Source organism: Halocynthiibacter sp., assembly GCF_049608145.1.
GTDB lineage: Bacteria > Pseudomonadota > Alphaproteobacteria > Rhodobacterales > Rhodobacteraceae > Halocynthiibacter.
On the sequence record NZ_JBMYXF010000033.1, the window covers coordinates 1 to 25,793 of the forward strand.

At 53.6% G+C, this 25,793-nt stretch carries 21 protein-coding genes and 1 pseudogene; 12 read left to right on the plus strand and 10 right to left on the minus strand.

The genetic code is table 11. The features are described from left to right. Nucleotides 1-180: 180 nt before the first annotated feature. The 10 genes from ACPGUT_RS10640 to ACPGUT_RS10685 all read left to right on the plus strand — a co-directional run bounded on the left by ACPGUT_RS10640 (nucleotide 181) and on the right by ACPGUT_RS10685 (nucleotide 7,781). On the plus strand, nucleotides 181-945 hold the full coding sequence (locus ACPGUT_RS10640) for a LamB/YcsF family protein (protein ID WP_423991170.1): 765 nt from the start codon (nucleotides 181-183) through the stop codon (nucleotides 943-945). After that, on the plus strand, nucleotides 942-1,619 hold the full coding sequence (locus ACPGUT_RS10645) for a 5-oxoprolinase subunit B family protein (RefSeq protein ID WP_423991172.1): 678 nt from the start codon (nucleotides 942-944) through the stop codon (nucleotides 1,617-1,619). Before ACPGUT_RS10640 ends, ACPGUT_RS10645 begins: the two co-directional genes overlap by 4 nt. Further along, nucleotides 1,616-2,629, plus strand: a complete 1,014-nt coding sequence (locus ACPGUT_RS10650) for a biotin-dependent carboxyltransferase family protein (protein ID WP_423991174.1) — start codon at nucleotides 1,616-1,618, stop codon at nucleotides 2,627-2,629. The genes ACPGUT_RS10645 and ACPGUT_RS10650 overlap by 4 nt, the downstream gene beginning before the upstream one ends. 61 nt (nucleotides 2,630-2,690) lie before the next feature. Continuing rightward, on the plus strand, nucleotides 2,691-3,302 hold the full coding sequence (locus ACPGUT_RS10655) for a ribonuclease D (protein ID WP_423991176.1): 612 nt from the start codon (nucleotides 2,691-2,693) through the stop codon (nucleotides 3,300-3,302). 81 nt (nucleotides 3,303-3,383) lie between these two features. Further along, entirely contained in the window at nucleotides 3,384-3,989 is a 606-nt protein-coding gene (lptC, locus tag ACPGUT_RS10660) for an LPS export ABC transporter periplasmic protein LptC (protein WP_423991178.1), read from the plus strand. Between the two features lie 20 nt (nucleotides 3,990-4,009). After that, entirely contained in the window at nucleotides 4,010-4,513 is a 504-nt protein-coding gene (locus tag ACPGUT_RS10665; RefSeq protein WP_423991180.1) for an LptA/OstA family protein, read from the plus strand. A 3-nt stretch (nucleotides 4,514-4,516) separates the two neighbouring features. Continuing rightward, a complete protein-coding gene (gene lptB, locus ACPGUT_RS10670; protein ID WP_423991182.1) occupies nucleotides 4,517-5,275 on the plus strand; it encodes an LPS export ABC transporter ATP-binding protein in 759 nt (252 codons plus the stop codon). Nucleotides 5,276-5,302: 27 nt separating this feature from the next. Beyond that, complete coding sequence (gene rpoN, locus ACPGUT_RS10675) at nucleotides 5,303-6,583, plus strand: RNA polymerase factor sigma-54 (RefSeq protein WP_423991183.1); 1,281 nt, start codon at nucleotides 5,303-5,305, stop codon at nucleotides 6,581-6,583. Nucleotides 6,584-6,705: 122 nt separating this feature from the next. Further along, nucleotides 6,706-7,272 (plus strand): ribosome hibernation-promoting factor, HPF/YfiA family, encoded by a 567-nt coding sequence (gene hpf / locus ACPGUT_RS10680; protein ID WP_423991185.1) that lies wholly within the window; start codon nucleotides 6,706-6,708, stop codon nucleotides 7,270-7,272. A gap of 44 nt (nucleotides 7,273-7,316) precedes the next feature. Then, nucleotides 7,317-7,781 (plus strand): PTS sugar transporter subunit IIA, encoded by a 465-nt coding sequence (locus tag ACPGUT_RS10685; protein ID WP_423991187.1) that lies wholly within the window; start codon nucleotides 7,317-7,319, stop codon nucleotides 7,779-7,781. 4 nt (nucleotides 7,782-7,785) lie between these two features. Here the strand turns inward: ACPGUT_RS10685 and ACPGUT_RS10690 are convergent, their stop codons facing one another. The 4 genes and pseudogenes from ACPGUT_RS10690 to ACPGUT_RS10705 all read right to left on the minus strand — a co-directional run. Then, a complete protein-coding gene (locus ACPGUT_RS10690) occupies nucleotides 7,786-9,207 on the minus strand; it encodes a nodulation protein NodH (protein ID WP_423991189.1) in 1,422 nt (473 codons plus the stop codon). After that, on the minus strand, nucleotides 9,204-10,904 hold the full coding sequence (locus ACPGUT_RS10695; protein ID WP_423991191.1) for a beta-1,6-N-acetylglucosaminyltransferase: 1,701 nt from the start codon (nucleotides 10,902-10,904) through the stop codon (nucleotides 9,204-9,206). Before ACPGUT_RS10695 ends, ACPGUT_RS10690 begins: the two co-directional genes overlap by 4 nt. After that, a complete protein-coding gene (locus ACPGUT_RS10700) occupies nucleotides 10,901-11,911 on the minus strand; it encodes a glycosyltransferase family 2 protein (protein WP_423991193.1) in 1,011 nt (336 codons plus the stop codon). The genes ACPGUT_RS10695 and ACPGUT_RS10700 overlap by 4 nt, the downstream gene beginning before the upstream one ends. A gap of 234 nt (nucleotides 11,912-12,145) precedes the next feature. Beyond that, a pseudogene (locus ACPGUT_RS10705) lies at nucleotides 12,146-12,378 on the minus strand (hypothetical protein); the annotation flags it as partial. A 246-nt stretch (nucleotides 12,379-12,624) separates the two neighbouring features. On the opposite strand from ACPGUT_RS10705, the gene ACPGUT_RS10710 reads away from it, so the two are divergent. Together ACPGUT_RS10710 and glpD are read left to right on the plus strand one after the other, a co-directional pair. Further along, a complete protein-coding gene (locus ACPGUT_RS10710) occupies nucleotides 12,625-13,413 on the plus strand; it encodes a DeoR/GlpR family DNA-binding transcription regulator (RefSeq protein WP_423991195.1) in 789 nt (262 codons plus the stop codon). Further along, nucleotides 13,397-14,971, plus strand: coding sequence for a glycerol-3-phosphate dehydrogenase (gene glpD / locus ACPGUT_RS10715; RefSeq protein WP_423991197.1), 1,575 nt, complete (start codon nucleotides 13,397-13,399; stop codon nucleotides 14,969-14,971). The genes ACPGUT_RS10710 and glpD overlap by 17 nt, the downstream gene beginning before the upstream one ends. Before the next feature lie 364 nt (nucleotides 14,972-15,335). Here glpD and tcuB read toward each other — a convergent pair whose 3' ends face one another. The 6 genes from tcuB to ACPGUT_RS10745 form a co-directional block, all read right to left on the minus strand. Continuing rightward, nucleotides 15,336-16,391, minus strand: coding sequence for a tricarballylate utilization 4Fe-4S protein TcuB (gene tcuB, locus ACPGUT_RS10720; protein WP_423991199.1), 1,056 nt, complete (start codon nucleotides 16,389-16,391; stop codon nucleotides 15,336-15,338). Beyond that, the gene (tcuA, locus tag ACPGUT_RS10725; protein ID WP_423991229.1) at nucleotides 16,381-17,760 is read right to left on the minus strand and encodes an FAD-dependent tricarballylate dehydrogenase TcuA; all 1,380 of its coding nucleotides are present in this window, start codon (nucleotides 17,758-17,760) and stop codon (nucleotides 16,381-16,383) included. The genes tcuB and tcuA overlap by 11 nt, the downstream gene beginning before the upstream one ends. After that, nucleotides 17,753-19,423 carry a thiamine pyrophosphate-binding protein gene (locus ACPGUT_RS10730; RefSeq protein WP_423991201.1) on the minus strand — a complete coding sequence of 557 codons (1,671 nt, stop codon included), beginning with the start codon at nucleotides 19,421-19,423 and terminating at the stop codon, nucleotides 17,753-17,755. The genes tcuA and ACPGUT_RS10730 overlap by 8 nt, the downstream gene beginning before the upstream one ends. Before the next feature lie 163 nt (nucleotides 19,424-19,586). Next, complete coding sequence (locus ACPGUT_RS10735) at nucleotides 19,587-21,998, minus strand: GcvT family protein (RefSeq protein WP_423991203.1); 2,412 nt, start codon at nucleotides 21,996-21,998, stop codon at nucleotides 19,587-19,589. Continuing rightward, the gene (locus ACPGUT_RS10740) at nucleotides 21,991-24,390 is read right to left on the minus strand and encodes a GcvT family protein (protein WP_423991205.1); all 2,400 of its coding nucleotides are present in this window, start codon (nucleotides 24,388-24,390) and stop codon (nucleotides 21,991-21,993) included. The genes ACPGUT_RS10735 and ACPGUT_RS10740 overlap by 8 nt, the downstream gene beginning before the upstream one ends. Beyond that, complete coding sequence (locus tag ACPGUT_RS10745) at nucleotides 24,387-25,703, minus strand: aspartate aminotransferase family protein (RefSeq protein ID WP_423991207.1); 1,317 nt, start codon at nucleotides 25,701-25,703, stop codon at nucleotides 24,387-24,389. The genes ACPGUT_RS10740 and ACPGUT_RS10745 overlap by 4 nt, the downstream gene beginning before the upstream one ends. Nucleotides 25,704-25,793: the final 90 nt, after the last annotated feature.

The following is a 25,793-nucleotide window of genomic DNA, read 5'->3' on the forward strand; positions in this document are numbered from 1 at the left end:
CATGGTTTGCAAGCGAAGCAGCAAGCGTATCTGGTTCCGACAGATAAGATCTGACTTCAGATTAACGACTATACACGTAAAACCCCGGAGCGTTTCTCCGGGGTTTTCTGTTTTGATAAGTCACTATGTTTGCTTGACCCTTCTCCCTCATGGTGCAATTTTCACGCAAAGGGGAACTTCATGCCACATATCGATATTAACGCTGACCTTGGCGAAAGTTTTGGTCCTTGGAAAATGGGCAATGACGCACAGATGATGGCCATCGTCAGTAGCGCAAATATTGCCTGTGGCGGACATGCCGGTGACCCGGCGACCATGTTGCAAGCTGTTGAAATGGCAGTGGCGAAAGGCGTTTCTATCGGCGCACATCCAGGATTTGACGATAAAGAAGGTTTCGGCCGCCGCCGCTTGCCTTTGACCATCGACGAGGTAGAGCGCCTGGTCGCATATCAGACCGGTGCACTTTGCGGGATCGCTGCCCTGAAAGGGGCCGACGTGCGTTACGTTAAGGCGCATGGTGCCCTTGCGAACTGGGGCGCGGAAGATGCTGATATTGCCGGGGCGATTGTGCGCGCAACCCGGGCGGTTTTGGGGGCGGATGCGGTTTTACTTACAATTTCCGGAACCCAGCTTGAAAAGGTCGCGTGCGATAGTGGGCTGAATTACTGTTCCGAGATATTCGCAGACCGTGGTTATCAGCCCAATGGCCTGCTTGTTCCGCGTGGCCAAGATGGCGCAATGATCCATGATGCACAGGCCGCCAGCGCAAGGTTGATTGAATTTATGCAAACCGGAAACATGCCCACGGTTGGAGGAGATCCCATTTCCCTAGAAGCCGGGTCAATCTGTGTGCACGGCGACGGTCCTACAGCAGTTGAATTGGCGCGTGATTTGCGACAGGGGCTTGAACAGGCCGGGATCCGGATTGGGGCTTTTGTAAAATGACAACACCGCGTTTTCAGCCTGTCGGTGACAGCGGCGTTATGATCCGGTTCGGTGACGTTATCCGTGAAGACATCCATGCGGATGTGCTTGCGATGGACAGTGCAATTACTAGGGCGAATATTCCCGGTGTGCGCGAACTGGTGCCATCCTTTACAGGGTTGCTGGTGGTTTATGACCCGCTGAAAACTGAATATCAGACCCTAATGCAGGCGATTTCTGCCTTATCAGTTGGCGGCGCCCAGGCATCTGAAGCGCGCGAGTGGGTTTTGCCAACGTGCTATGAGGATGGTTTCGCACCGGATCTGCAGATGGTTTCTGATCAAACCGGGCTGAGTACCGATGCTGTCATCAATGCACATACCGGGGCGACCTACAAATTGTATATGTATGGATTTGCTCCAGGTTATGGATATCTCGGGGGCACGGATGACAGCATTCAGCTGCCCCGTAAAACGGCACCCGTACGGGATATTCCGAAAGGTGCGGTGATGATCGCCGGGCCGCAATGTATCGTGACGACTATGGTGATGCCGTCGGGATGGTGGGTGATCGGGCGAACCGATTTTGAGGTTTTCCAACCCTTTTCCGATGATCCCTTTCCTATCTCGGTGGGGGACACCATCAGATTTAAGCGCGTGTCGCAGGATGATCTTATGCGAGGATCAAAAACATGAGCGCACTGGATGTAAAATTTGCAGGCCCCATGTGTTCATTGCAGGACCAGGGCCGTATGGGGTTCATGCGGTTTGGGGTTACTGAAAGCGGCCCGATGGATCGGTCGGCGTTTTCTATTCTTGCGGCGATGCTCGACACGCCGGATGGATTTAACGCAATTGAAGTATCCCTGGCTGGTATTGCAGTAACCGCAAAACAGACACTAACGCTGGGGTTTTGCGGGGGAGAGTTCGCTTTATCCATTGGGGGAGAGCCCGTCGCGCCCTGGGGCGTGTTTACTTTGCATGCAGGCAAAACCCTGACCATCCGTGCTGGGGCAAGTGGCAGTTGGGGCTATTTGGGGTGCGTCGGTGGATTTGATACACAGGCTTGGCTGGGAAGTGAATCGTCACATTTACCATCGGGATTATGTGGTGGGTATCTGGCTGCGGGGGATGGGTTCGATCCGCGGGGACAAGCCCTTCGCGAGGATTTGAATTGCGTGTTGCCTGTTCCGGATTTTAGCCGGTTTTCTGGCGTTGCCCATCTTGTGTTGGGGCCGCAGGATGAACTGTTTCCCGACGTGGCAAAACAGACTCTGTTTCAGGCTGATTTCGAAGTTTCCCGTGAATTTGATCGCATGGGAATGCGCCTGAATGGCGCGACATTGTCGCCAGAAGATGCCCTGTCTATTCCGTCCGAAGCGATCATTCGTGGATCCGTACAAGTTCCCGGTCACGGAGATCCAATCGTATTGCTGGCTGATCACCAGACCACGGGGGGGTACCCCAAGATTGCGACGGTGATTACGTGTGACCAGGACAGGCTTGCCCAGGCCAGGGCCGGGGATCGTGTGGCGTTTCGTGAAATCAGTGTAGAAAACGGCGTTCAGATGACGCGGGAAAATGCCGCCACCTGCAGCGCCTGGATATCAGAAATTGGGGCCTACCGGGGAAGTTTGGCAGAAAAGCTGAACCGGGTGAACCTGATCAGTGGCATCGTCGGGCCGGATGGTGTGCCACGGCATTAACTTGAATTGGCGGGCAAGACATTCTAACTGTTGCGGATCGCTGAGTTCAGGCAGGGCAGGCATGGCAAATCATCTTTACAAAAACGATCTTCCAGACGGGCTTTCGCTGGGCTCTGTTGTTGCAATTGATTGTGAAACAATGGGGCTGAACCCGCATCGTGATCGCCTGTGTCTGGTGCAGATGTCCGGTGGTGACGGCAACTGTCATATGGTTCAGGTTGAAAAAGACCAGACTGAGGCCCCCAATTTATGCGCGATGCTGACGGATCCAGACGTACTGAAGCTGTTCCATTATGGGCGTTTTGATATCGCTGCGATGTTTAACGCATTTGGGGCACTGACGGCGCCTGTCTATTGCACCAAGATCGCGTCAAAACTGGTCCGGACCTACACGGACCGTCATGGGTTGAAAAACCTTCTGCAGGAAATGCTGTCGGTGGATATTTCCAAACAACAGCAGATGAGCGACTGGGGCGCTGAAAAGCTGACCAATGCGCAGCTGAACTATGCGGCTTCTGACGTTTTGTATCTGCATAAATTGCGTGACAAGCTGAACGAACGCTTGGAACGCGAAGGTCGGATGGATATTGCACAGCGCTGCTATGATTTCCTGCCGACCCGCGCGGTTTTGGATCTGACCGGATGGCCTGATCAGGATATTTTTTCGCACTGATCTGAAAACAACCCAACGTGCAGGCGGATCATTGCTGACGCACTTTTCTGATTTTTTCCTTCTGATAAGATCGCGGCCAAGATGAACAATACCAATTCATATTCGCGCTTTGTCGCTTGGGTGAAAATCCTTTTACCCCTGACTGCGCTGGCGTTGCTGTCGACGATGTTTCTGTTTTCCCGTGGCACCGGTGAAGGCGGGGCAATTCCGTTTACGGAACGCGACATCGAAGAACGGGCGCAAACGCCACGAGCGACCAATCCGAATTTTACCGGCGTCACGCAAAATGGCACAGCCCTGTCTATACAGGCCAGAACGGCAACCCCTGACCCGACTGACCCTAGGCTGCTGGATGCCGAAGGGTTACGTGCGGCGATTGATACACCATCAGGTACACGTTTTGATATCATGTCAGATCAGGGGCATATGAATGGCGCGGAGCAGGTGTTTACGCTGACCGGTGATGTTGAAATCGAAAGTTCTGCAGGGATGCGAATGACCACTGGTCAGCTTGACACTGCGATGGACGGATCGGTGATGAATGCACCGGGGCCTGTGTCTGTGACGGGGCGTTTTGGCAGTTTTGATGCCAATAGCATGGAACTTGCGGTGGAAGAACCGGGCGGCAATACCTATGTTCTTGTTTTCAAGGGCGGGGTGAAGCTGGTATACACGCCGCAAAACTAAGACCGGGGATGATAGAGGTAATGATGAAGAGATTTCTGCAAGCGATCATTTTCAGCGTTTCTGTGGCCGGTTTTGCGGGCATGGCACAAGCACAGGCCCAGGTTGCCTTTGGTGGCTTGCAGCATGATGCCTCTCTTCCGGTAGAAGTCACGGCAGATCAGCTTGAAATCAACCAGGAAGACGGCAGCGCCACGTTTCGGGGGAATGTGGTTGTTGGGCAGGGCACGATGCGTCTGAATGCCGGGCAGGTCCGAATTGAATATACGTCAGGTGGCAATGCCACGGGCGAAGTTTCTAAAATGTATGCCAGTCAGGGCGTTGTTTTGGTCAATGGTGCCGAAGCAGCCGAAGCAAGCGAAGCCGTTTATACAATCGGATCTGGTCAGATTGTGATGCAGGGTGGCGTGATCCTGACACAGGGTGACAATGCGCTGGGGGCGAACAATATGGTTGTGAACCTTGGGACTGGGCAGGCGGAATTGTCTGGTCAGGTGCATACGATCTTACAGACCGGGGGCAATTGACCGATGGCCACGCCCGAACTGACAGTGACAGAAGGCAGCAGCGGCCTATCCATTCGCAACCTGCGTAAAAGCTATCGCAAGCGGGTGGTGATCCGTGATGTTTCTATGGAACTGGCGCGGGGGGAAGTTGTTGCGCTTTTGGGGCCGAATGGATCTGGGAAAACCACCTGCTTTTATTCGATCGCCGGGCTTGTAAATGCTGAAGGTGGTCAGGTGATCATTGACGGAACTGTCGCCACCACATTGCCGATGTATCGCCGCGCGCGCCTTGGTATTGGCTATCTTCCGCAGGAAATGTCAATTTTTCGCGGCATGAGCGTTGAAGACAATATTCTGTCGATACTTGAAATTGCGATCAAAGACCGTCGCAAACGGATGGAAAAGCTGGAAGAATTATTGTCCGAATTTTCTATCGAACATCTGCGACGCGCCCCTGCGCTGGCTTTGTCCGGTGGTGAACGTAGGCGTGCCGAAATTGCGCGCTGCCTTGCCTCTGGGCCGAAATATGTTTTGCTTGATGAACCCTTTGCTGGTGTTGATCCGATCGCTGTGGGCGAAATCAGAAATCTTGTTGCGGACCTGAAATCACGTGGGATTGGGGTGTTGATCACAGACCACAATGTGCGTGAAACGTTGGAAATTGTGGACCGCGCTTATATTTTGCATGATGGTAAAGTATTGATGAGTGGAACCACTGATGAAGTTGTTCAGGACGAAAACGTACGTAAGGTTTATCTGGGTGAAAGCTTCCGGATGTCTTAATGTGTTTTGTTGCCCGAGGGTGCGCTGATGGCGGCGTCTGCGGGAACACAGTTACGGTTGACCAATCGGCTGGGATTAACACCCGGCCTGACGCATTCCCTTGCGATTCTTGCGCTGCCCACCACGGAGCTGGTTCAGCAGATCAACAACGAAGCTGCTGAAAACCCTCTTTTAAAAGTCACACCACCACGGCGCAACAGCCTGCTGGGGGATCTCTCAGAAGATCTGGCTGTTCAGACCACTTTGGGTGAAAGTTTGCGGCGTCAGCTGTCCGAAGGCAATGCGTCGGGCAAGATCTTGAATATCGCGCTATATCTGGTCGGTGATTTGTCTGGTGAAGGCTATCTGGTCAGCAGCATTGACGAGATCACGAATGAGCTGCGTTGCACCCCGCGAGAGGCAGAGGCCGCGATCCAGCAATTACAGGCATGCGAGCCTTCGGGTATTGGGGCGCGTTCGCTGACGGAATGTCTGAAGATACAGCTGACGGATCTGGGCGTGTCGTCGGAAAGCATTCGGATTGTTCTGGATAATTTGGATCTGTTTGCAAAGGAAGACTGGGCTAAGCTTAAGTCCAGAGAAGGCATCTCTGAGGCGCGTGCAATCCGGCTGGCGGCGAAAGTCCGGAGTGTGTCGCCCTATCCCGCAGATGCTTTTGCCCCCCTTGCTGAAGAAATTTTGCCTGACATTTGCATAGAGGCTGAGCCGAATGGTGAGGTTGATGTGCATTTGTGCAGAGATGTCCTGCCCGAGCTTGACCTGGAACATGAGCTGATCCAGAGGGCGATGAAAGATGACAAAGCAAAGCACTATATTCAGGATTACAGACGTCGTGCAGATGCCCTGATCCGCGCTGTCAACTTCCGGGGTAAAACCCTGCTTCAGATCATGATGATTTTGGCTGAAATTCAGCATCCGTTTATCATGGGGCAAGCGGATCAGATTGCCCCGGTGACACGCGTGAAAATCGCTGAAAAATTGGGTGTTCACCCATCAACCGTTGTGCGGGCGGTGGCTGGAAAGTTTGTGGAAATTAACGGGTCTGTTTACCCGATTTCTACCTTCTTTCAGAAGGCTCTTTTGAAAGACGGGGAAGTGGTGTCTTCGGCCTATAGTGTGCAGCAGGCAATCCGGCGTATGATTGCCGCCGAAAATCGGGAAACACCGCTGTCGGATTTAGAAATTGTTGATCAATTATGCAAGGAAGGCGTTGACATTGCCCGCCGAACTGTCGCCAAATACAGGGGATGCTTAAAGATTCCATCATCGTACGACCGAAAACGGAAGTACCTTTCCTCGCGGCTCTGACCCTTCAACAGGTTTGGCAACCGCCCGGAAAAACACAACCCGGTTACAACATCATTTCACAATGCTGTACGCCTTTTATCGGGGGAATTTTGCATCCATCCACTTAAACTTCAGGAGGTTACATGCGGTACCAGATTACGGGTAAGCAAATTGACATTGGCGAAGCACTTCAGGTGCATGTGAAGGACGGGCTTGGTTCGGTCATTGACAAATATGCCGAACGTCCGACGGACGCACAGGTTGTTTTCTCCCGAAACGCGCATGAGTATGTATGTGAAGCAACGGTTCATCTTTCCACAGGCCTGACCGCCCAAGCCAAAGCGCACGCGACTGAAATTTATGCAGCGTTTGATTCCTGTGGCGATAAAATGGAGAAACAGCTGCGTCGATACAAGCGTAGGTTGAAGAATCACCACAATACACGGGCTGAGCCGGTTGAACTTTTCGGCGCTTCCTCGTATATCCTCGCATCAGGAGCTGAATCAGAAGCTGAAGAGCCGGAAACGCTGCAGCCGATGATTATCGCCGAGATGGAGACAAAGATACCGTCCCTGTCCGTTGGTGAAGCAGTAATGCAAATGGAACTGGCTGGCGCCCCTGCGCTGGTGTTCCGGAATGAAGGACATGACGGCGTAAACGTCGTCTACCGGCGCGATGATGGAAACATCGGCTGGATTGATCCGAAATAAGAGGCACGGACCTGATCTCAGGTCTTTGAGATCAGGTAGACACGATGGATTTTATGACGATTCTGCAGCCGGGCGCGATCAAAGTGCTTGGAAGTGTTTCCAGTAAAAGACGCCTCTTCCAATCTTTGGGAGAGGTTGCCGCCAGCGTTTATGGTATTTCACCAAATGATGCGATGGATGCGCTTCAGGATCGTGAAAACCTTGGTCCTACAGGTGTTGGCAAAGGGGTGGCCTTGCCGCATGCACGCATGCCTGGTTTGACAGGCGTGTCTGCCGTTTTTCTGCGTACCGAAACCCCAATTGATTTTGGAAGTGTTGACCGCCAGCCAGTGGATTTATTTTTTGCGCTGTTTGCCCCGGAAGAAGCAGGTGTCGAACATCTGAAAGCGCTTGCGCTGGTGTCACGTACGATGCGCGACAGCGGAATTTGTGCCAAACTGCGGGCCAACCTAGACCCAACAACATTGCACACAATTCTGACGGAAACCCTGCCCAGTCAGGCCGCCTGAAGGGTCAGGCGTTCCAGCGCCCAAAGCCGAAATTCACATAATCTTTTGTATAACATTTCTTCACGGCCGTTTCGACTTTGCCGTTATAGATCTGCGCAAGGGTATAAGGGGTATCGTCGATTTCTTCAGTAAGTGCAGGGGGTGATACGTTCAGTCTGCTACAGATATCCTGCAAGCCCTGGGAAAGATCAGATTTACGGAGAAGCAGATCAGGGAATGTGAACTTACTGATGCCTTCTACCTGTGATGTTTGACTGGCCCAGGTGTTATCAACTCGGACGGGGGTTTTGCCGTCTAGGTTATTTTTGACGAACTCCAGAAAGGCAATAAATGCACCGCGATGCTGATCAATGGTCCAGTCGTCACCAGGGGTATCTGCGGGAATAGGCAGATCAAATTTGCGCCGCAGCAAATCACGGATTTCCGTATAGGTATCAGGCCCTAGGTTCAGGATGTGTTTGCAGAAAGAGGTATGAACGCGTTCCGCAGGATGGGTCAGCATTGTGAAACTGACGTGCCCGGGATGTTCTTTCTTCCAGTCGCGCAGCGTTTTTTGTGTGTAGCCACTGGTGACTTGATCGGCGCCATCTAGCTGGGCCATCCAGTGGGTTATGGTGTCAGTTTCTGAACCGCGCACCGGCATAAACAGCAGCGGTGATTTGGCGGCGGTGACGTAAGAGGGCACATTTGCGCCACGTGTGGGTTCATAGCCGGGGATTTCGGTTAGTTCAAAGAAATCAGACTTTGCAAGGACGCTTTCCATTTCAGAAAAGTTGATGACTTTTTCACTAAGGTGACCAGGGTTTTGCTTTTTAATTTTAGAATCGAGTTCTTCCAGTGGGGTGGCCGCCCCTAGAAAACGCCCTAATCCGTTAATGATATCCAGATCCTGAAGATCGGGATAGCTGATGTGAAACGCAGTCTGCCCACTGGTCTGTAATTTGTGGTGAACCATGGCGCGGAATTCACGCTGGTGGGACAACATGGTGATGAATTCTTCCTCATCAAACATCACCTGTGCGCTGCGACGTTTGTTGTGGTTGGTTAGGCGCCATTGATCCGTTTCCCGGGCGATCTTCCAGGAGACATAGCTTTCGACCGGATTGCGGGACAGGATGATTTTCGCACACCGGGGATCATCAAGAAAACGATCCGCTGCACGAAAATCGTGACTGTGAAAAAAACGAAACCCGCCGAGGCCCTGCGTCTTTTTGATAATCGTAGCGATTAGATTTTCAGGCGCTTCATCACGTTCCGGCGCAGTCATGCCCAGCAGGTTATCTTTCTTTGGATATCCGATGAAATGGGGGTTGAAGGCTTCGCCGTGGCAGGTGATGCCGTCAAAGGCATTCAGATTGGCTTCCAGCAGGTTAGAGCCCGTGCGCATTTCCGCCAACACAACGAAATAATCAAAGGAATTTGTCATTTAGGCACCTGATAAGAACGGGGTTTTGAAACAATGCGGGCCGGGGCTTGTTCTGAAATTAGGAATTCTCCGGCCAGCCACGGATGCATGCCTTGATTCTTGAGGTTTTGCAGAAAGCGCCCAAGACCATCCAGATTGGTCATACTAGGGTAATTCGTCGGGCCGCGTCCCAGATGTAGCCCCATCTCATCGATGATCGACTGCAGATTTTCCTTGGGCGCTTCGATGAAATCGGCAAGGGGCCAAATCTTCACCTGTGCTTTGGTGGTATCTGCACGCAATAGGTCCAGGTGGGCACTTTCGATTTTTTGCAATTTCGCTGCCTGTGCCCGGACCTCACTTAAGCTGGCGGTGGAACGGAAGAGTGGGATAATCCACGCACCGGAGATAACAGAGATCTGAGCGTTCGGGTCATTGACGATATCCGGGGTGATTTTTTGATTGTCAGATGGGCCGAACTGGAAACATTGCCGTTGCCCGCGCGAATTCCAGATCAGGTTAGAAAGGAAGGCGGTTAGGTGATAGTCACGCAGGGTGGCACTGTCAGAAATGCCGCCGGTGAAATGTGTTTGCTGGTCGGAAAAGTGGACTTTGTCTTTTGCAAAAAGATGGCCATGAACATTCACGCCAGTAGATCTTGCAAGCCAGGGCTCAAAATCATCAAAGACCTCGGAAAAACCTTCAAACACAGAATAGGGGGCTGAGGTTAAACCATGGTACCAGACGTGTTTTGGAAACCGGCTTTGCATTGTCAGGCCCGTGCGCCCGCGCACCCGCCGTTCGGTCGCTTTGCTGAACAACCGTGCGATTTTACCTGGATTGGGTTCTGCGCCGGGGCTGTCACCGGTTTTGGCATTCAGAAATGTGTTATATAGCCCATCTGCCGAGGGCCAAATTTTGCGTGCGATAAAACAATTGGAACGGCGTAACAGCGCCATGTGATCGTCATAGAAGATGTAGGGTTTCCCCTGTGAGTCGAACTGAGCAAGGGTCAGGGATCGGCTGTGAACATTGTCGGAATATTTCCTGACCATTGTCTGAAAATAACTTTCGTCGGGGATCCAGACTTTTTTGAAGTATTTTTCATATTCTGCCCGTCGAGGGCTGCCCAGAATTGCCTCCAAGGTCTGACGTGTCAAGCACCACCACTGTGACCCAAGATGAGGGGAAAGGCCGTCTGGGATCTTACGTCGGAACCCAATCCGGCGTTGCAGACGCACATAACGATCAAATAGGCCACGTTGGGTTTTCCATGAGAATGGAAAGCGCAGAATGAACCGTTCAATATCCAACCCACCAACAGTCCAGGGAACATCTTCCGTGGTGACGGATTCAATGAAGTCAGTGCGAGGGTGTGCAGCCAAGTAATCTGTCAGTTCAAGCACCGGTCGCAGAGGCAGGCAGGAACCGGATGTAAGGAACACGTGGCTGACATCTTGGAAACCCTCAAGTAACATTCGGGTCGCGACCTGTGTTGCCTCAACGATGGACCAGGTCCCCCAGTCGCAATGTCGCCTTTCGCTGAGCTTTACATTTGGTAAATCGGCAAGGGAATTCGCAAAACCCTGATAGGTTGCATCATCTACGCGCTTGTCCACATGGATCACAACGGGACAGCCATTCATCGCCCAATGCCGTGCCACAAGGGAAGCCCGGTCAAATGCAGTATGCGTCAGCATGACGACACCGATACTCATGTCCAGTTTCCTTTGGACATTAGGCCAAGCATTTCCAGTTGCCGCCAGTTAATATAACGTTCCGACCACTTGCACCAGAAATCGGGATCGTCGTCTGAACCGTCAGAATAGGCTTGGTATTCGACACTACCGGCGTAATGTTGTTTGCGGATCAGTTCTTCGGCGGCCTTTTCGGCGAAGCCATCCAGAAATTTTGCATGCAACAGGCATCCGGACGCTTTTTCCCCGCCACCCTGATCATAAACCTGATTGAGCCCCCGGGGCAGCAACGCATGCGTAGAACTGACGTAAGTATACCGACGGCTCCATCTGACCAGCGGGATCTTATTTAAAGCAGGCGCTTCAAATGGATTTTCACTGAAGAATTCGCGGCTGCGTGCGCCGCCTTGAATCCACAGATTATTATACTCTGGGTTCCGGGTGATCGTATAGTTGCCGCTATCAAACCATGAAGCGATTTCGAAAGGGTTCTGGCCGGGCTTATACTGTGCCTGATTGACGGGCCCTTTGGGGTACATATCCAGCAACATAGCGCCAAAACTGCGAATGCCGGATGCGTCCAGCCAATCTGTCAGAGCCCCAAGATTGCGTGTGTCGCAAAACGGATAAACTAGGAATTCGTCGACATCAGCCGTAAGCGCCCAGTGATCATGGGCATACCGCAATTGTAGCCAAGTCAGCCAATCCACACCAAAGCGGGAACTTTTGTAGCTGCTTTTCGTGGTCCACAGGGAAACATCCGGCTGTTCTGCCAGAAATTCACGTCCGCCATCGTTGCTGTCATTGTCGACAAACAAAAAGTGGTGAACCCCCAGATCCCGGTAATATTCCAGAAAATACGGCAGTCGATGGGCTTCGTTCCGCAGGGTGCTGAAAAGAAGTATGTTTCCAGCCCGAATTTTATGCGTGCGGTTGGAAACCTTACGTAATTCGCGTCTTTTGCGAATGGCACGTATCAACCAACGCCTGCGTCTGATGCGCAGGCGATATGTCTCCAGAACGCCCAAACCTGTCCCTCTTCAATGTTTCACGATCTGCATCTGGTCGGGGTGGCCGTCAGAGCAGTTGTGTAACATTATGGTCTGCGCGCCACAGGGGCAACCCGTTGAGCTGAACAAACCGAGACAAGCGCGCTGGCTGCAGGGACAATGCAACACACAAGCTTTGGGAAATGGCTTGCTGTGGTGATCTATCTAGGACAGCGGATTGCCGTTCCGACATGTATGCAGTGTTGGGGCAATGATGTTCCACATGGCGCCGACAGCATTGCATAGGAACTGCATGGGCAGGGTCATTGTGATAAAACTACAGGCCCCCAAAACCCTTTGCGCGGCATAGAGAGTGCGATGGTGATACCAAACGGAATTTCGATCACAAGAATCAGAAAGGCGACCAGAAATAGGGCGGGAAGCACAAAGAACCAGACCTTTCGGTTTTCATGATTTGCCTCTGGTCTCTGAAATGAGCCAGCCATCGGAAAAAGCTGGGTCTGATCCGGGCGGAAGTTCAGCTGAACCTGCACATTTTGTTTTCTCCCTTGGAATTATGTCCGAACGAACCTGGCTTTTTCATGTTCGTATGAGCAACTATTATCGCCAGAAAATTTCGTATTAGGCGATAATATCACGCTACAGGGGGCGGTTGTCACAAAAATGCACTATGCTCTGGTATATTTGAAGAAAGTATTGTTCATACGAGCAAAGAAGAATTCAAGTGAAAGATGAAAATGCCTCTGAGTGAACGCCAAGAAATTATCCTTGATGGGCTGCGCCATGTCGGTGAAGTGGAAGTCGATGCATTGGCCCGCCAGTTGGGCGTAACGACGCAGACCGTGCGTCGCGATCTAGCTGAGTTGTGTGATCAGGGTTTGGCTTTGCGTATGCATGGCGGAGCGAAGCGCGCACCATCGACATCCGCCCGCGCCTATGAGGAACGTCGTCTGAATAATATATCGGATAAGCAGTCGGTTGCAGACATGGCGGCCTCTTTGATCCCGGATGGGGCATCCGTTGCGATCAACATCGGAACCACAACCGAACAGGTGGCTGAGGCCCTGCGTCTACATAAAGACCTGATGGTCCTGTCTAATAATATGAACATTATCAGCATCCTGCGCGGTACGCGTCTGAAATCCCTTAGTGTGATCGGAGGAGAGGTGCGTCTGTCAGACGGGGCCGTTATCGGAGAAGATGCAGTGGCTGCGATCAGCCAGTATAAGGTGGATTTTGCGGTGATTGGTACATCGTCAATCGACCCGGATGGATCGATCTTGGATTTCGATCCGCGCGAAGTTGCTGTTGCCCGCGCGATTATCGCCAATGCACGACAGAAAATCCTGGTGGCGGACATTTCCAAGTTTGAGGTCGCGGCACCCTATCGTATTTGCAATCTCGCCGATCTGGACCATGTCATTCTGAATGCGCAACCACCCGCAGAATTTACTGAGGCGGCGCGCCAAACCAACACAAACCTTATCATTACAGAGACGCAAAATGTCGGAACAAACTGAATCTGTTGACCTGTTTATCATCGGTGGCGGCATCAATGGTTGTGGGATTGCACGGGATGCTGCTGGCCGTGGATACTCTGTCGCATTGGCCGAAATGAATGATCTGGCCTCGGCTACGTCTTCGGGGTCGACCAAACTGTTTCACGGTGGTTTGCGCTATCTCGAATTTTTCGAATTTCGCCTGGTGCGCGAAGCCCTGATTGAACGTGAAATCCTTCTGCGGGCCATGCCGCATATCAGCTGGCCCATGCGGTTTGTGCTGCCAACCTATAAAGAAATGCGCTTTGAAAGTGACACACCCACGTCGCGTCTGCTGTCATTGGTTATGCCGTGGATGAAAGGACGTCGCCCAAACTGGCTGATCCGGCTTGGGCTGTTCATGTATGACCATCTGGGCGGGCGGGAAATTCTACCAGGCACCAGCAAAGTAGATCTGTCGGTGGCACCGGAAGGCACCCCTCTGAAAGAGCATTTGGTAAAGGCTTATGAATATTCCGATTGTTGGGTTGAAGATGCACGCCTGACCTTGCTGAACGCCAGGGATGCCCGGGCGCGTGGCGCGAACATTATGGTGCGCAGCAAGGTGATCGGTGCTGAATTTGACGGCACGCATTGGCAGGTTTCCGTTGAAACTAACGATGGCCATCCCCGTGTGATCACAGCAAAAATGCTGGTGAATGCGGGTGGGCCATGGGTGGAAGACGTGATCAAGCAGCGCCTTAAATTGCAGACAAAAGAAAGCATTCGCCTGGTGCGTGGCAGCCATATTGTTGTGAACAAGCTGTATGATCATGACAAATGCTACTTTTTTCAGGGCGAAGATGGGCGGATCATTTTTGCCATTCCATATGAAGAAGACTTCACCCTGATCGGGACGACTGATGCGGAACATTCTGACCCGTATACAAAGCCGGAATGCAGCGTTGCCGAGGCGGATTATCTGCGTGCATTTGCCGGTCAGTATTTCAAGAAACCGATTGAGGCTGATGATATCATCTGGACCTACTCCGGGGTTCGTCCGTTGTATAATGACGGGGCCAGTTCTGCGACAGCGGCAACGCGAGAGTATGTGTTGCGGGTGAATAAAACTGCAGGTGGACCTGTTCTGAATATCTTTGGCGGCAAGATCACAACCTATCGCCGGCTGGCGGAATCGGCGTTGGGCCATATTGATGAAACATTGGGGCGCGATACGGAAACCTGGACTGCAGGTGTTGCCTTGCCTGGTGGGGATTTCCCTGTCGATGGGGTGAAGGTGCTGCGTGATACTTTGTTGAAACAATTGCCGTTTTTCGAAGCTCGTACGATCCGGCGTCTGATCAGGCAATATGGCACTGAAGCACCTGGCATCTTTGCCGGTGCGCAAACGATCGATGATTTGGGCGAGAATTTTGGACAGGATATCACCGCGCGTGAAATTGATTGGGCCATTCAGCATGAATGGGTCCACTGTGCGGAAGATTTCTTGTGGCGACGATCCAAGCTGGGATTGCGTGTCAATGATGAACAGGCAAAACGTCTGGGTGACTATATTTCAAAGCAAGTCAGGAAACGCTGACATATCGTCCGGTTTGCGCGCGGTCTGCTTATGAACAAAAGTTCTTGTGCGACACCTCTAATGTGATGTTTGGTGATGCGCCTTTTGCCCTGGTCGTCCGCCTGATCGAAGATATGATTGCTGAGAATTAAAATGATCTCTCAGTTTCTGAAGGGTGATATTTCGGTGCATCCGTTTGCATTTGATAGTTTTTGACCCAGCCGGAAACTGTGATTGTGCAGGTGATTGAAGGGTATGAACTTCAGCACATCCGGCAGAGAGATCTGGGATGTGAAATCCTTTCTGTGATGCTTCACAGGTCGAGCGGCTGGGCATTATGATGAGCACGGTCATGAACCCTGAGCCTGATTTCTCGCAATCACCGCTAACGGGTTTTATCCGCGATCAAAGCGGTCAGGCGGTAGAACCCATGCGCCATCTTTGAAAACGGCATCAGCAGGAAAAACCCCAGAACTGTGCCAAGGTGGATTGCCAACAGCGTGGGTACCAGATCGGTTCCTGTAGCAGCGTAAAGCCCCAGACCCGTTACCGCGACGGCGCACAGCAGCAGTATAAACGCCATTTCGCCCCCCCAGACACGCGTATCCCCAAGGTTGGGATTTGCTTTCGTTTTCAGCCATGCCAGCTTTAGCGTGCCAAGGGTCAACATGATGCCGCCTGCAACGCCGAAAATTTTGGGCAGGCTGATCAGGGAATAGGGTGCTTTGATATCAAAGCCATAATGCAGGATCGTGCCGGAAGATGTGGCGGCAAAACACAGAAGAAATCCCCACATCGTCAGTTGGTGTCCAATTTTACGCAGTTTTGTAAAGCGATCTTCATCTTCAAAATTACATCCTTCGCCGTGTCCGCCGGACAGGTTCTTCATGCGACCGGCATCCGTAAAGGCACCCTTTGCCGCACCAATGGTCAGCTTGCCGCCGTCGATATATTGCCAGTATTTGCGCAGGCTGATCGCGATACTTGCAAGGGGCAGAAGAAACGCAGGCATAAAAATTGCTACCATCATAGAGTGAGACAAAGTCGCGTAAAACCCTTCTCCGCCGATGGGCATAATCATACGGGACAGGGCGAACAAAAGACTGAAACATAAAACGATCAGAACAGTGATTGCGACGCCGGACGTGTGAAAAGCTTTTCCAAACTGCGGGGGCCATGCGAAATCTTGCCAGCTGTCCTGACGGACCTCGGCAAGGGCTTTGGGTAAGTTCAGAGCAAATTCGTGCGGTTCTGTGTATTGGCAGGCGTAGTAACACCCTCGGCAATTGTGACAAAGATTTGCAAGCTGGGTGATATCCCCATCTGCAAACGCTTTTTGATGGGTGATCGCGGGGAAGACCGCGCAATAGCCTTCGCAATATCGGCACGCATTGCAAATTTCGATCTGACGGCGGGCTTCTTGGATGGTGTCAGCGGACATAATCTGCGGCCTCCTTGCCGGCAATACGGCCAAAAACGGTTCCGATGGTCATGCCAAATCCGGCGAGATACCCCTGACCAAGGATTGATCCTGCCATGGTTTCACCTGCCGCCCAAAGGTTTCGGATGGCCCCATGTGGGCCCTGCACCTGTGCGGTTTCGTCAACTTTGAAACCTAGGTAGGTAAAGGTCACGCCGGGGCGCAGTGCATAGGCATAGAACGGGCCATCCTCAATTGGGCGTGCCCAGTTGGTTTTGGGCGGATCCAGTGCATCCGTCGCCACGCCGTCCAATTCTGTCGGATGGAAATCGCCGGGCTGACAGGCGGCGTTAAAATCAGAAACGGTGCTGATCAGCGCGTCAACATCCAGGCCAAGTTTTACAGCCAGCTCACCAATGCTGTCGGCGGTGATTGGCGGGAAAACAGAGGGCATAAACAGGTCTTTGGACCTGCTATCAATGATCGAATAAGCCACCTGATCATCCTGTGCCGCCACCAAACGCCCCCAAATCGCATAGCGTTTTGGCCAGACATCTTCGCCCTCATTGTAAAACCGTTTCGCGTGTTTATTCACCACCACAGAAAACGGCACACAATCCAGGCGCGTGACAATACCGCCATCAAATTTCGGCGCGCGTCCATCAATCGCAACCGCGTGACATTGGGTCGGGTCACCGATGGATTGCACCCCTTGATCCAGAAGGTCGAACAAAACGTCGCCGCGATTATACGGTGTACCACGGATCAAAAAGTTTTCGGCCTCTGGCCCCCAGGCCGCGACCAGACGTTCAATATTTGCCTGAAACCCACCGGATGCCACGACAACTGCCTTGGGTGACAGTGACATGTTTTCACCTTGATAGGTGTAATCCACCCGCGTAATTTTATCGTGTTCCAGTTCCAGATGCGTGACGGGCGCATCATATAGCACCTGCACGCCAAGGCTTTCGGCCGTGCGGTAATAAGCATTCACAAGCGTTTTTCCCCCGCCCAAAAAGAACGCATTGGTGCGCGACAAAGACAGGGTGCCAGATAAAGATGGTTGAAAGCGAACGCCATGGGCTTCCATCCAGGGTTGGCTATCTTGACTGCCCCGGATCGCCATGCGCGCCAAGTTTTCATCCGTGTTGCCTTTGGTCACGCGCAGCAGATCATCGTAATATTCATCTTCAGCATAGGTGCCCGTCAGCACCGACAGCGGCCCATCATGCATACAGCGAAAATTGCGGGTGTGGCGTGAATTTCCACCGCGATATTCCTTTGGCGCGCCTTCCAAAATCAGAACACGTACACCTGCTTCCGCCGCCGTGATAGCCGCGCAGAGGGCGGCATTGCCGCCCCCTACAATCACAAGATCAGGTTCATTTATCATTGGATTTGAACAGATCTTTTCTCAGTGTCATCAAAGCTTTCAGATCAATTTTTGCTTGAATGATCGTGGTTTCATTGCTGTTGATTGCTGCGGTCAAAGCTGCGCCAAGTTCCCCCGGGCCATCGACCCAAATCCCCTTGCCACCGCAAAGTTCAGAGAACTTATCATAGCGTGGCGATTGAATCTCAGCCCCCAGCAAACGACCACCGTAGAATTCCTGTTGATAGGCCTTCTCAGCCCCCCAGGCCTCGTTATCAAGCACCACCACAACAATCGGCAAACCGTGTTGAATGGCGGTCTGAATTTCGATCATCGTATAGCCAACGGCGCCATCCCCCATCATCGCCACAACTGGGCGATCGGGGGCAGCAGCCTTGGCACCAATCGCGGCAGCCAGGCCAAAACCAACGAGGCCAAAATCAAGCGGGGTGATCAACGACAGCGGTTCGTAATGCGCCAGACGATCAGCGCCCTGCAGACAGGTATTGCCGGTGTCCAACGTGACAATCGCGTTTTCGGGCAGGGCCTCGCGCAGTTCAGCAAGCGCACGGCGTGGATGCATGGGAAGGGTTGCGATTTGCGCTTCTTCCTCACGTTCGGCCAGCAAAGACGCCATGTCTGTTTTAAAAGCATCACGCCAGGCGTCGGCATTAGGGCGGCTCGCATTGGCTGTGATCGCCTCTGCCGTTAGGCGTGCATCAGCTTGCACCGCGATTTCCGCCGGGAAATACCGCCCGACAGCGGATCCCTCAAGATCCACATGGGCAATGCGCGTATCCGCGCCGACGTAATCATTTGAATGGAAGGTGGAATTGAACCCAAGGCGCGCGCCCAGAACGACCATAACGTCGGCCTCTTTCGTCAGACGGCTGGCCACACGGTTGCCTCGCGGCCCGGCTTGCCCTGCAAACCAAGGATGCCCATGACGCATCACATCCGCATGTCCGGTGGACGCCACAACAGGCACTTCCAGCTTTTCCGCAAGGGCGGTCAGCGCGTCACGCCCCTTGCCCCACTTAAAGCCACCGCCCGCAAAGATGACCGGACGCTTCGCCTGAGAGAGCAAGGTCGCAATAGCATCCACATCTTCCGGCGCCGCTGGGCCGGGGCGGGCGATGTTCACGGGTTTTGCGTCATTTTTTGGCACCATGTCTGAAAACAGATCGCGCGGCACATGCAATACCACCGGGCCTTTGCGGCCGGAATTCGCAAGCCGGATCGCATCTTCCAACATAGGCGCGAGGCGGTTTGCATCGGTACACAAAACAGATTTTTTACAGATCGGGGCGAACAGCGCGACCTGATCCACCTCCTGAAACGTATCTTTGGCATGATCACACCGGCTGATCGCACCGGCAATCACCACAAGCGGAGAATAAGCCAGCTGCGCCTCAGCCACGGCGGTGACGATATTCACAACACCAGGTCCGGCCTGCGCGCCAAGAACAACGCCGGGCTTTCCGGTCATCCGGGCCCAGGCGTCTGCCATATGACCTGCTGCGCGTTCGTCGCGCGCCCCGACATATGAAATCGCACCATCATGGTACATCGCATCGTAAAGTTCCAACATGGAACCGCCCAAAAGGCCGAAGACCGTGTCGATGCCATTGGCTTTCAGCACATTATAGGCGGCTTCACCGCCGGTGATCAGATCAGACATCAGATTTGCCCTTCGTTGAGGTTACAAGAGTTAGGCGTTTGCTGGGGCGCCAGATGCGCGCCCCGTGATTTTCGCCCAGAAATGGTTTTCCGGCATTTTGATGCGGGGCTGGTTGATGAGAAGGCTGCCGCAGCAGCACGGGTTTTCGCGTTGCAGACATCTTTCATGCATCCTGCCTTGGTCGCAGATTTTGCGGATCAAACAGAGCATCTTCATGCACAGTGACAGGGATTTCACGGTTCAAGATCTGCACGCTCAACCCATCGCGCGGAGTGCCCTTTTTCACAAAGAGCCAGCCCAGGGATTTATCGATGCTGTAACCGTAACCGCCAGAGGTCGTCAGACCCACAGGCGTCCCATTCAACAGCACCGGTTCTCCGCCGTGGATGTCAATTTCGTCATCATGCAATTCAGCATAAAACAGTTCCCATTCCGGGGTGCGGGACAGCAGCGCATCACGCCCCGTGAAATCGCGTGCCTCTGACACAACAAACCGTTCCAGCCCGACATCAAACGGACCGACATCTGTGGTCAGTTCTCCGCTGGCGCGATAGGCTTTTTCCATCCGCATGCCGTTGAACGCGTAACTGCCTAGATCGCGCAATCCATGTTTTTCGCCCGCTTCAAACAGAGCATCATAAACTGCGCCCATCTGCTCTAGCGGGGCGTGTAATTCCCAGCCCAGTTCACCAACAAAACTGACGCGCAGGGCATAGCAGTTCACGCCCGCCACGGTGATTTCCTGACCGGACAACCATGGGAAGGTTTTGTTGGATAGGTCCGCGTCGGTCAGTTCGGACAGGATCTGACGCGATGCCGGGCCGGACATGGCGAGCATGCCCCAGTCATGGGATAGATTGACCATCTGCACATCTTCGCCTGCGCGAATGTGGCTTTTGATCCAGTCAAAATCCGGGGTTGCACGCGCAATGGGGGAACCGGTGAAATAGCGACCTTCTGAAATCCGCCAGATGGTGATCTCTGTTTCAAACCGGCCCTTGTCTGTCAGCAGATGGTTCAGGCTCATCCGGCCATCTTTCGCCGGGATCTTATTGGCAGACAGGCGATCCAGCAGTTTACCCGCATCCTTCCCAGTAATTTCAAACTGAGCAAACGCGCAGAGATCAATCACACCGGCGGCGTCACGGGTTGCTTTGGCCTCAGCCTGCGCATTTGCGTGCCAGTTTTGATGACCCCAGCCGATTTGTTCGACCTCGCCGATCTCACCGAAATAACGCGGGCGTTCCCACCCTGCGACTTCGCCAAAGACCGCGCCTTTTGCCGCCAGACGATCATACAGCACATGACGATTCAGCGGGCGCAGGCTTTCAAACTGTTTCCCTGGGCAAGGCGTATCATGGCGGCGCATGAATTCGTCTTTCGTGCGCTCAACAATGTAAGTGTCACTGGCGAAATTCCCATACCGGCGGGGATCCATGCTGCGGGTGTTGATCGGGGTTTCCCCATGCACCATCCAGTCCGCCAGAACCTTGCCTGCGCCCCCGCCCCAGGCCAGGCCAATGGAAGACCCGCAGGACAGCCAGACATTTGGCGCCCCGCTTGGCCCAACCAGCATCCCGCCATCGGGCGTATGGGTGATCGCCCCGCGCACAACCCGTTTGATGCCCAGTTCCGCAAGGATCGGCATTTTGTCAAAAGCGACCATCAGGAAATCACCGATGCTGTCATAATCCGCCTCAAACAGTTCATTCTCAGCCTTCCAGGGCGCGCCCTGCGGCATGGTCCAGACGGTGGGGCAGGTATGGCCTTCATAAATACCAATCAGACCGGATTTCTGTTCCTGCCGAATATATCCACCAAAGGCATTGTCACGCATCACGGGCAGTTCCGGACGATCCGCGAATTCAGGCACTGTATCCGTGACAAGGTAATGGTGCAGACAGGAAACAGACGGGATTTTCAAACCGAACCATTCACCGACCTGGTTGGCATATGAACCAGCCGCAATGACGATATGTTCTGCAAGAACCTCGCCTTTTTCAGTTTGCAGCAGCCACATATCGCCCTTACGCGATGCGCCGGTCACCTGGTTGTGGCGTTCAATTTTCGCACCGCGCGCACGGGTGGCCGCGGCCAGCGCCATGGTGACAGAGCTTGGATCAATATGTCCGTCTTCAAAGGTCTGGATTGCGGCTTTGACGTCGTCTACCTTATAGAACGGATTGCCCTTGGCGACCTCTTCTGGCCCGACCAGTTCCATTGGCAGATCAAGCAGCTTACCGACGCCCATGATCGATTTCATCCAGTCGACTTCGTCATCGGTGGTTGCGATACGAAAGCCACCGACTTCGTGCCAGCCAATGCTTTGACCGGTTTCCTTTTCAACGCGTTTATAGGTTTCAAGCGATGTTTTATTGATCCAACCCGCAACCCGCGACCCGACAGCATGGGCGATCTGCCCGGCGGCGTGCCAGGTGGATCCGGATGTCAGTTCCGCCTTTTCAAACAGAATGGTATCGGTCCAACCATTTTCCGCCAGCTGAAATTGTGCAGCGACGCCCATGATGCCGCCGCCGATAATGGCGACCTGCGTTGTGCGAATTGTATCAGACATGGAAGGCATCCTTTGCGGATTTTAGGGATGTTTTTGCAGTGAAGCGTGTGCAGGCGATTTCAACTTCGACGGTGCAGTTTTCGGTCTCGAAAACATCCTTGTCGGTGATCATCGCCAGGGCCACGGACCGGTTGAAATGGTTGCTCCAGGCGGCAGATGTGATCTGCCCGACAACTTTGTTGTTGAAGTAAATCGGTTCATCATGGATCGGCAGGGCGTTTTCGTCATCAAATAACAGCGATACGATCTGGCGCGTTGGTGCCTCTGCGTTTTGCAGCGCCTCTTCCCCGACAAATCCTGTTCCAAAGGCGCAGAAACTGCCAAGGCCCGCTTCCATTGGTGTTGTGCCTGGGGTCAGTTCGTGCCCAAAGGCGCGGAAACCGCTTTCAATGCGCAAAGAACCACTGGCATACAACCCGGCATGTGTTGCGCCTGCTTCGATCAATGCTTCATAGGCCGCCATGGCCATGTCTGCAGGGATGTATAGCTCGAAACCTTCTTCGCCGGTGAAACTGAGCCGTCCAGCAAAACCACGGGCAAGCCCGATTTCAACCGGTGCGAAATGGAAGCGTTTCAGATCCGGCACAGTGGTATTTGTGGTCGCTTGCAGAACATCGCGCGCTTTTGCGCCGGCCAGGCCAAGAACCGCATAGCCGCTTGTCACATCCGTGAGTTCCACACGGAAATCACCACGCGTTTCACGCATACGTTTCATGTCGCGTACCACTTCGCCTGCACCACAGATCACCAGGTATTGATCCGGCCCGTGGCGCTGAACAGTCACGTCACTTTCCACACCGCCACGCGTATTCAGGATCTGGCTATAGGCAATGCGGCCCACGGGAACATCCATTTGCGCGGCACAGAGATGGTTCAGAAAATCACAGGCATCCGGCCCCTGCACCATGATCTTGCCAAAGGCAGACTGATCCAGGATCGCGGCGCCATTCCGGCACGCGTCTACTTCGCGTCCGACCTGATCACGCCAGGCGGGCGCGCCAAATGTCAGGGGAAGATGGGCGTCCTCACCACCGAAATGCACGGCACGTTCCCAGCCTCCCCGGCTTTCAAAACGTGCACCTGCCGCGACCAACCCGGTGTGAATGGGTGAACGGCGCTGACCGCGCGCTGTTTCCATGGATCGTCCGGGATATGGGTTGTCGTAGTGGCGGCCCAGAACCTCGGGTATGCGGGCTTCAAGCGCACCAACAACGTTCATTTCCGGGCTGAAACGTCGAATATCTGCTTCGTTCAGCTCCATTGTGGGCTCACCCGCAATGACCCATTCCGCCATCGCTTTGCCCGCGCCACCGGCAAGGGCGATGCCTGTGGAATTCATCCCACCCATCAGGAACAGGCCGGGCACTTCGGGGCTTTCGCCCATCATGAACTGGCTGTCCAGCGTGAAACTTTCCGGCCCGTTCAGCAGCATCCGCACTTCGGCCTTTTCAAGCGCCGGAATGCGTTTCAGGGCGTTTTCCATCATCGGCATGAAGTGATCCCAGTCCTCATCCAGCAGATCAAAGCTGAAGTCGGCGGGCAGATCGCGGGTGGAAATGCCCTTGGCGTGGGGCTCAAAACTGCCAACCAGCAGCCCTTCCACATCGTCGCGGGCATAGAGGAAAGCATCCTGATCATTCAGCGTCGGCAGATGTGCGCCTTTGCCAAGGGCCTGTACTTCCTCCAGCGGCTTTGTGAGCATGTAGAAATGTTCGCAGGCATAGAGCGGCATATGCGCCCCCGCCATTTCAGCGACCTCACGGGACCAAAGCCCACAGGCCACCACAACCTCATCCGCTTCTATCACATGATCCCCGATCTCAACCCCGGAAATCCGTCCGCCTTTCTTCTGCAATCCGGTAACGCGGGTGTCCTCAAAGATCTGAACGCCGCGCGATTTGGCCCCTTTGGACAGGGCCAGCGCCACGTCAGACGGGTTCACACGCCCATCCGCCGGGGACCAGACCGCGCCAATCACATCGTCAACCTCAATCAACGGCCAAAGCTCTTTTGCGCGTTTGGCATCCACAACTTCGGCTTCCAGCCCAAAGGCACGACCAAGAGACACCTGACGTTTGATATTGGTCAGCCGGTCTTCATTCGTCGCCAGCGTCAGAGATCCGGTCTGGGTCCAGCCTGTGGCCTGGCCGGTTTCGATTTCCAGTTCGGTATAAAGATCAATCGAGTAATTGATCAGCTTTGTCAGGGTCGCGGACGGGCGCAGGCGACGCACAAGACCAGCGGCATGCCAGGTGGTGCCGGATGTCAGTTTTGAACGTTCCAGAACAACGATATCTTTGCGGCCTTCGCGCGCCAGATGATAGGCGATGGAACATCCGATAACGCCCCCCCCGATGATGACCGTACGGGCGTGATTTGGCAGGGTGGTCATTTGGAAATTACTCCGGTCTGGATGAGGTCTTTGATGGTTTCGTCAAATTTATCAATGGCTTCACTGATAATTTCTGCGGTGTGCATGGATGACGTGACGCAGGAAGTGAAAGACATGAAATCTACGCCGCGCTTCAATAGCCCGTCGCGTAATCCATTTACCAAAGCAGGGTTTACGGCGCGGATTTCGGCCGCGCTTTTCCCTGCGATGGAAAGGCCCTCAAAATACAGATGACAGGTGGAACTGTCGCCATAGGCATGGGCCATCACACCGTGTCTGGTAAAACAATCGTTAAAGCCATCGCGCAGCTGTTGCGCCATCGCGTCGGCTTGTGCCTGTTCTTTGCCCGTTGCCAAAAGTTTCATGGCGGCAATGGCACCTGCGGCGACCAGCGGTGCTGCGTTAAATGTGCCTTTGTGGCTGACGGGTGGGGCGTATCCGTTCAGAGGTTTACCCGGATCAAGCAGATCCATGATGTCCCTGCGTCCACAGACAGCCCCGCCAGGCAGGCCTCCGGTGGCAACTTTTGCAAGGGTGGTCAGATCTGGCAGGACATCTTCAAGGGCCTGACGTCCGCCAGGGGACCAGCGAAATCCTGTGATCACTTCGTCAAAAATCAGAACTTTGTTGGCTTTTGTTGCAAGGGTGCGAATGCCTTGCAGAAACCCATCGGGCAGCGGCACAGACCCATAATTTGCACCGGATGCTTCGACAAAGATGGTGCCAATATCGTTATCTTGCGCAAGGCAGGTTTCGATTGCATCAAGGGAAGGGGGCGCAACCACTGTCAGATCAGTGATCGCACCAGGCACACCCTGGGACGGCGGCATATCAGTGCCGGGTTTGGACCCTTTCAAAAGCATGTCATGCCAGCCATGGAAATGCCCATCGATGCGCAAGACCTTATCTTTACCGGAATAAGCCCGGCCAAGGCGCAGGGCCAACATAGTGCTTTCGGTGCCTGACCCCGTGAAGCGCACAAGATCCGCAGATGGGATCAACTTGCCGATCCATTCCGCCCATTCGATTTCCAGCGCATGGCAATCGCCCGAATATGGCGTTTTTGACAGTTGGTGTGCGACGGCTTCCATTACCTCTGGGCGGGCATTTCCCAAAAGTTGGCTGGCGGCACCAAGTTTAAAGTCAATGTAACGCTTGCCTTCCACATCCCATTTTTCGGCACCAAGCGCACGATCAATATAAACCGGATGTGTGGGGCGATAGCGCAATTCATGGCTGACGCCACCGGGCATGATGGTGCGGGCTCTGTCTTGCAGGCTGGTGTTTGTGCGGGGGGCAATGGCATCTGTCATCGTGGCAAACCTTCGCTGCGAGCTGTCCTAGCCCACAAAGAAAGCGGGCGTCTTAACCCGTTACAACGAATTCAGGGCCTTGCGACAACA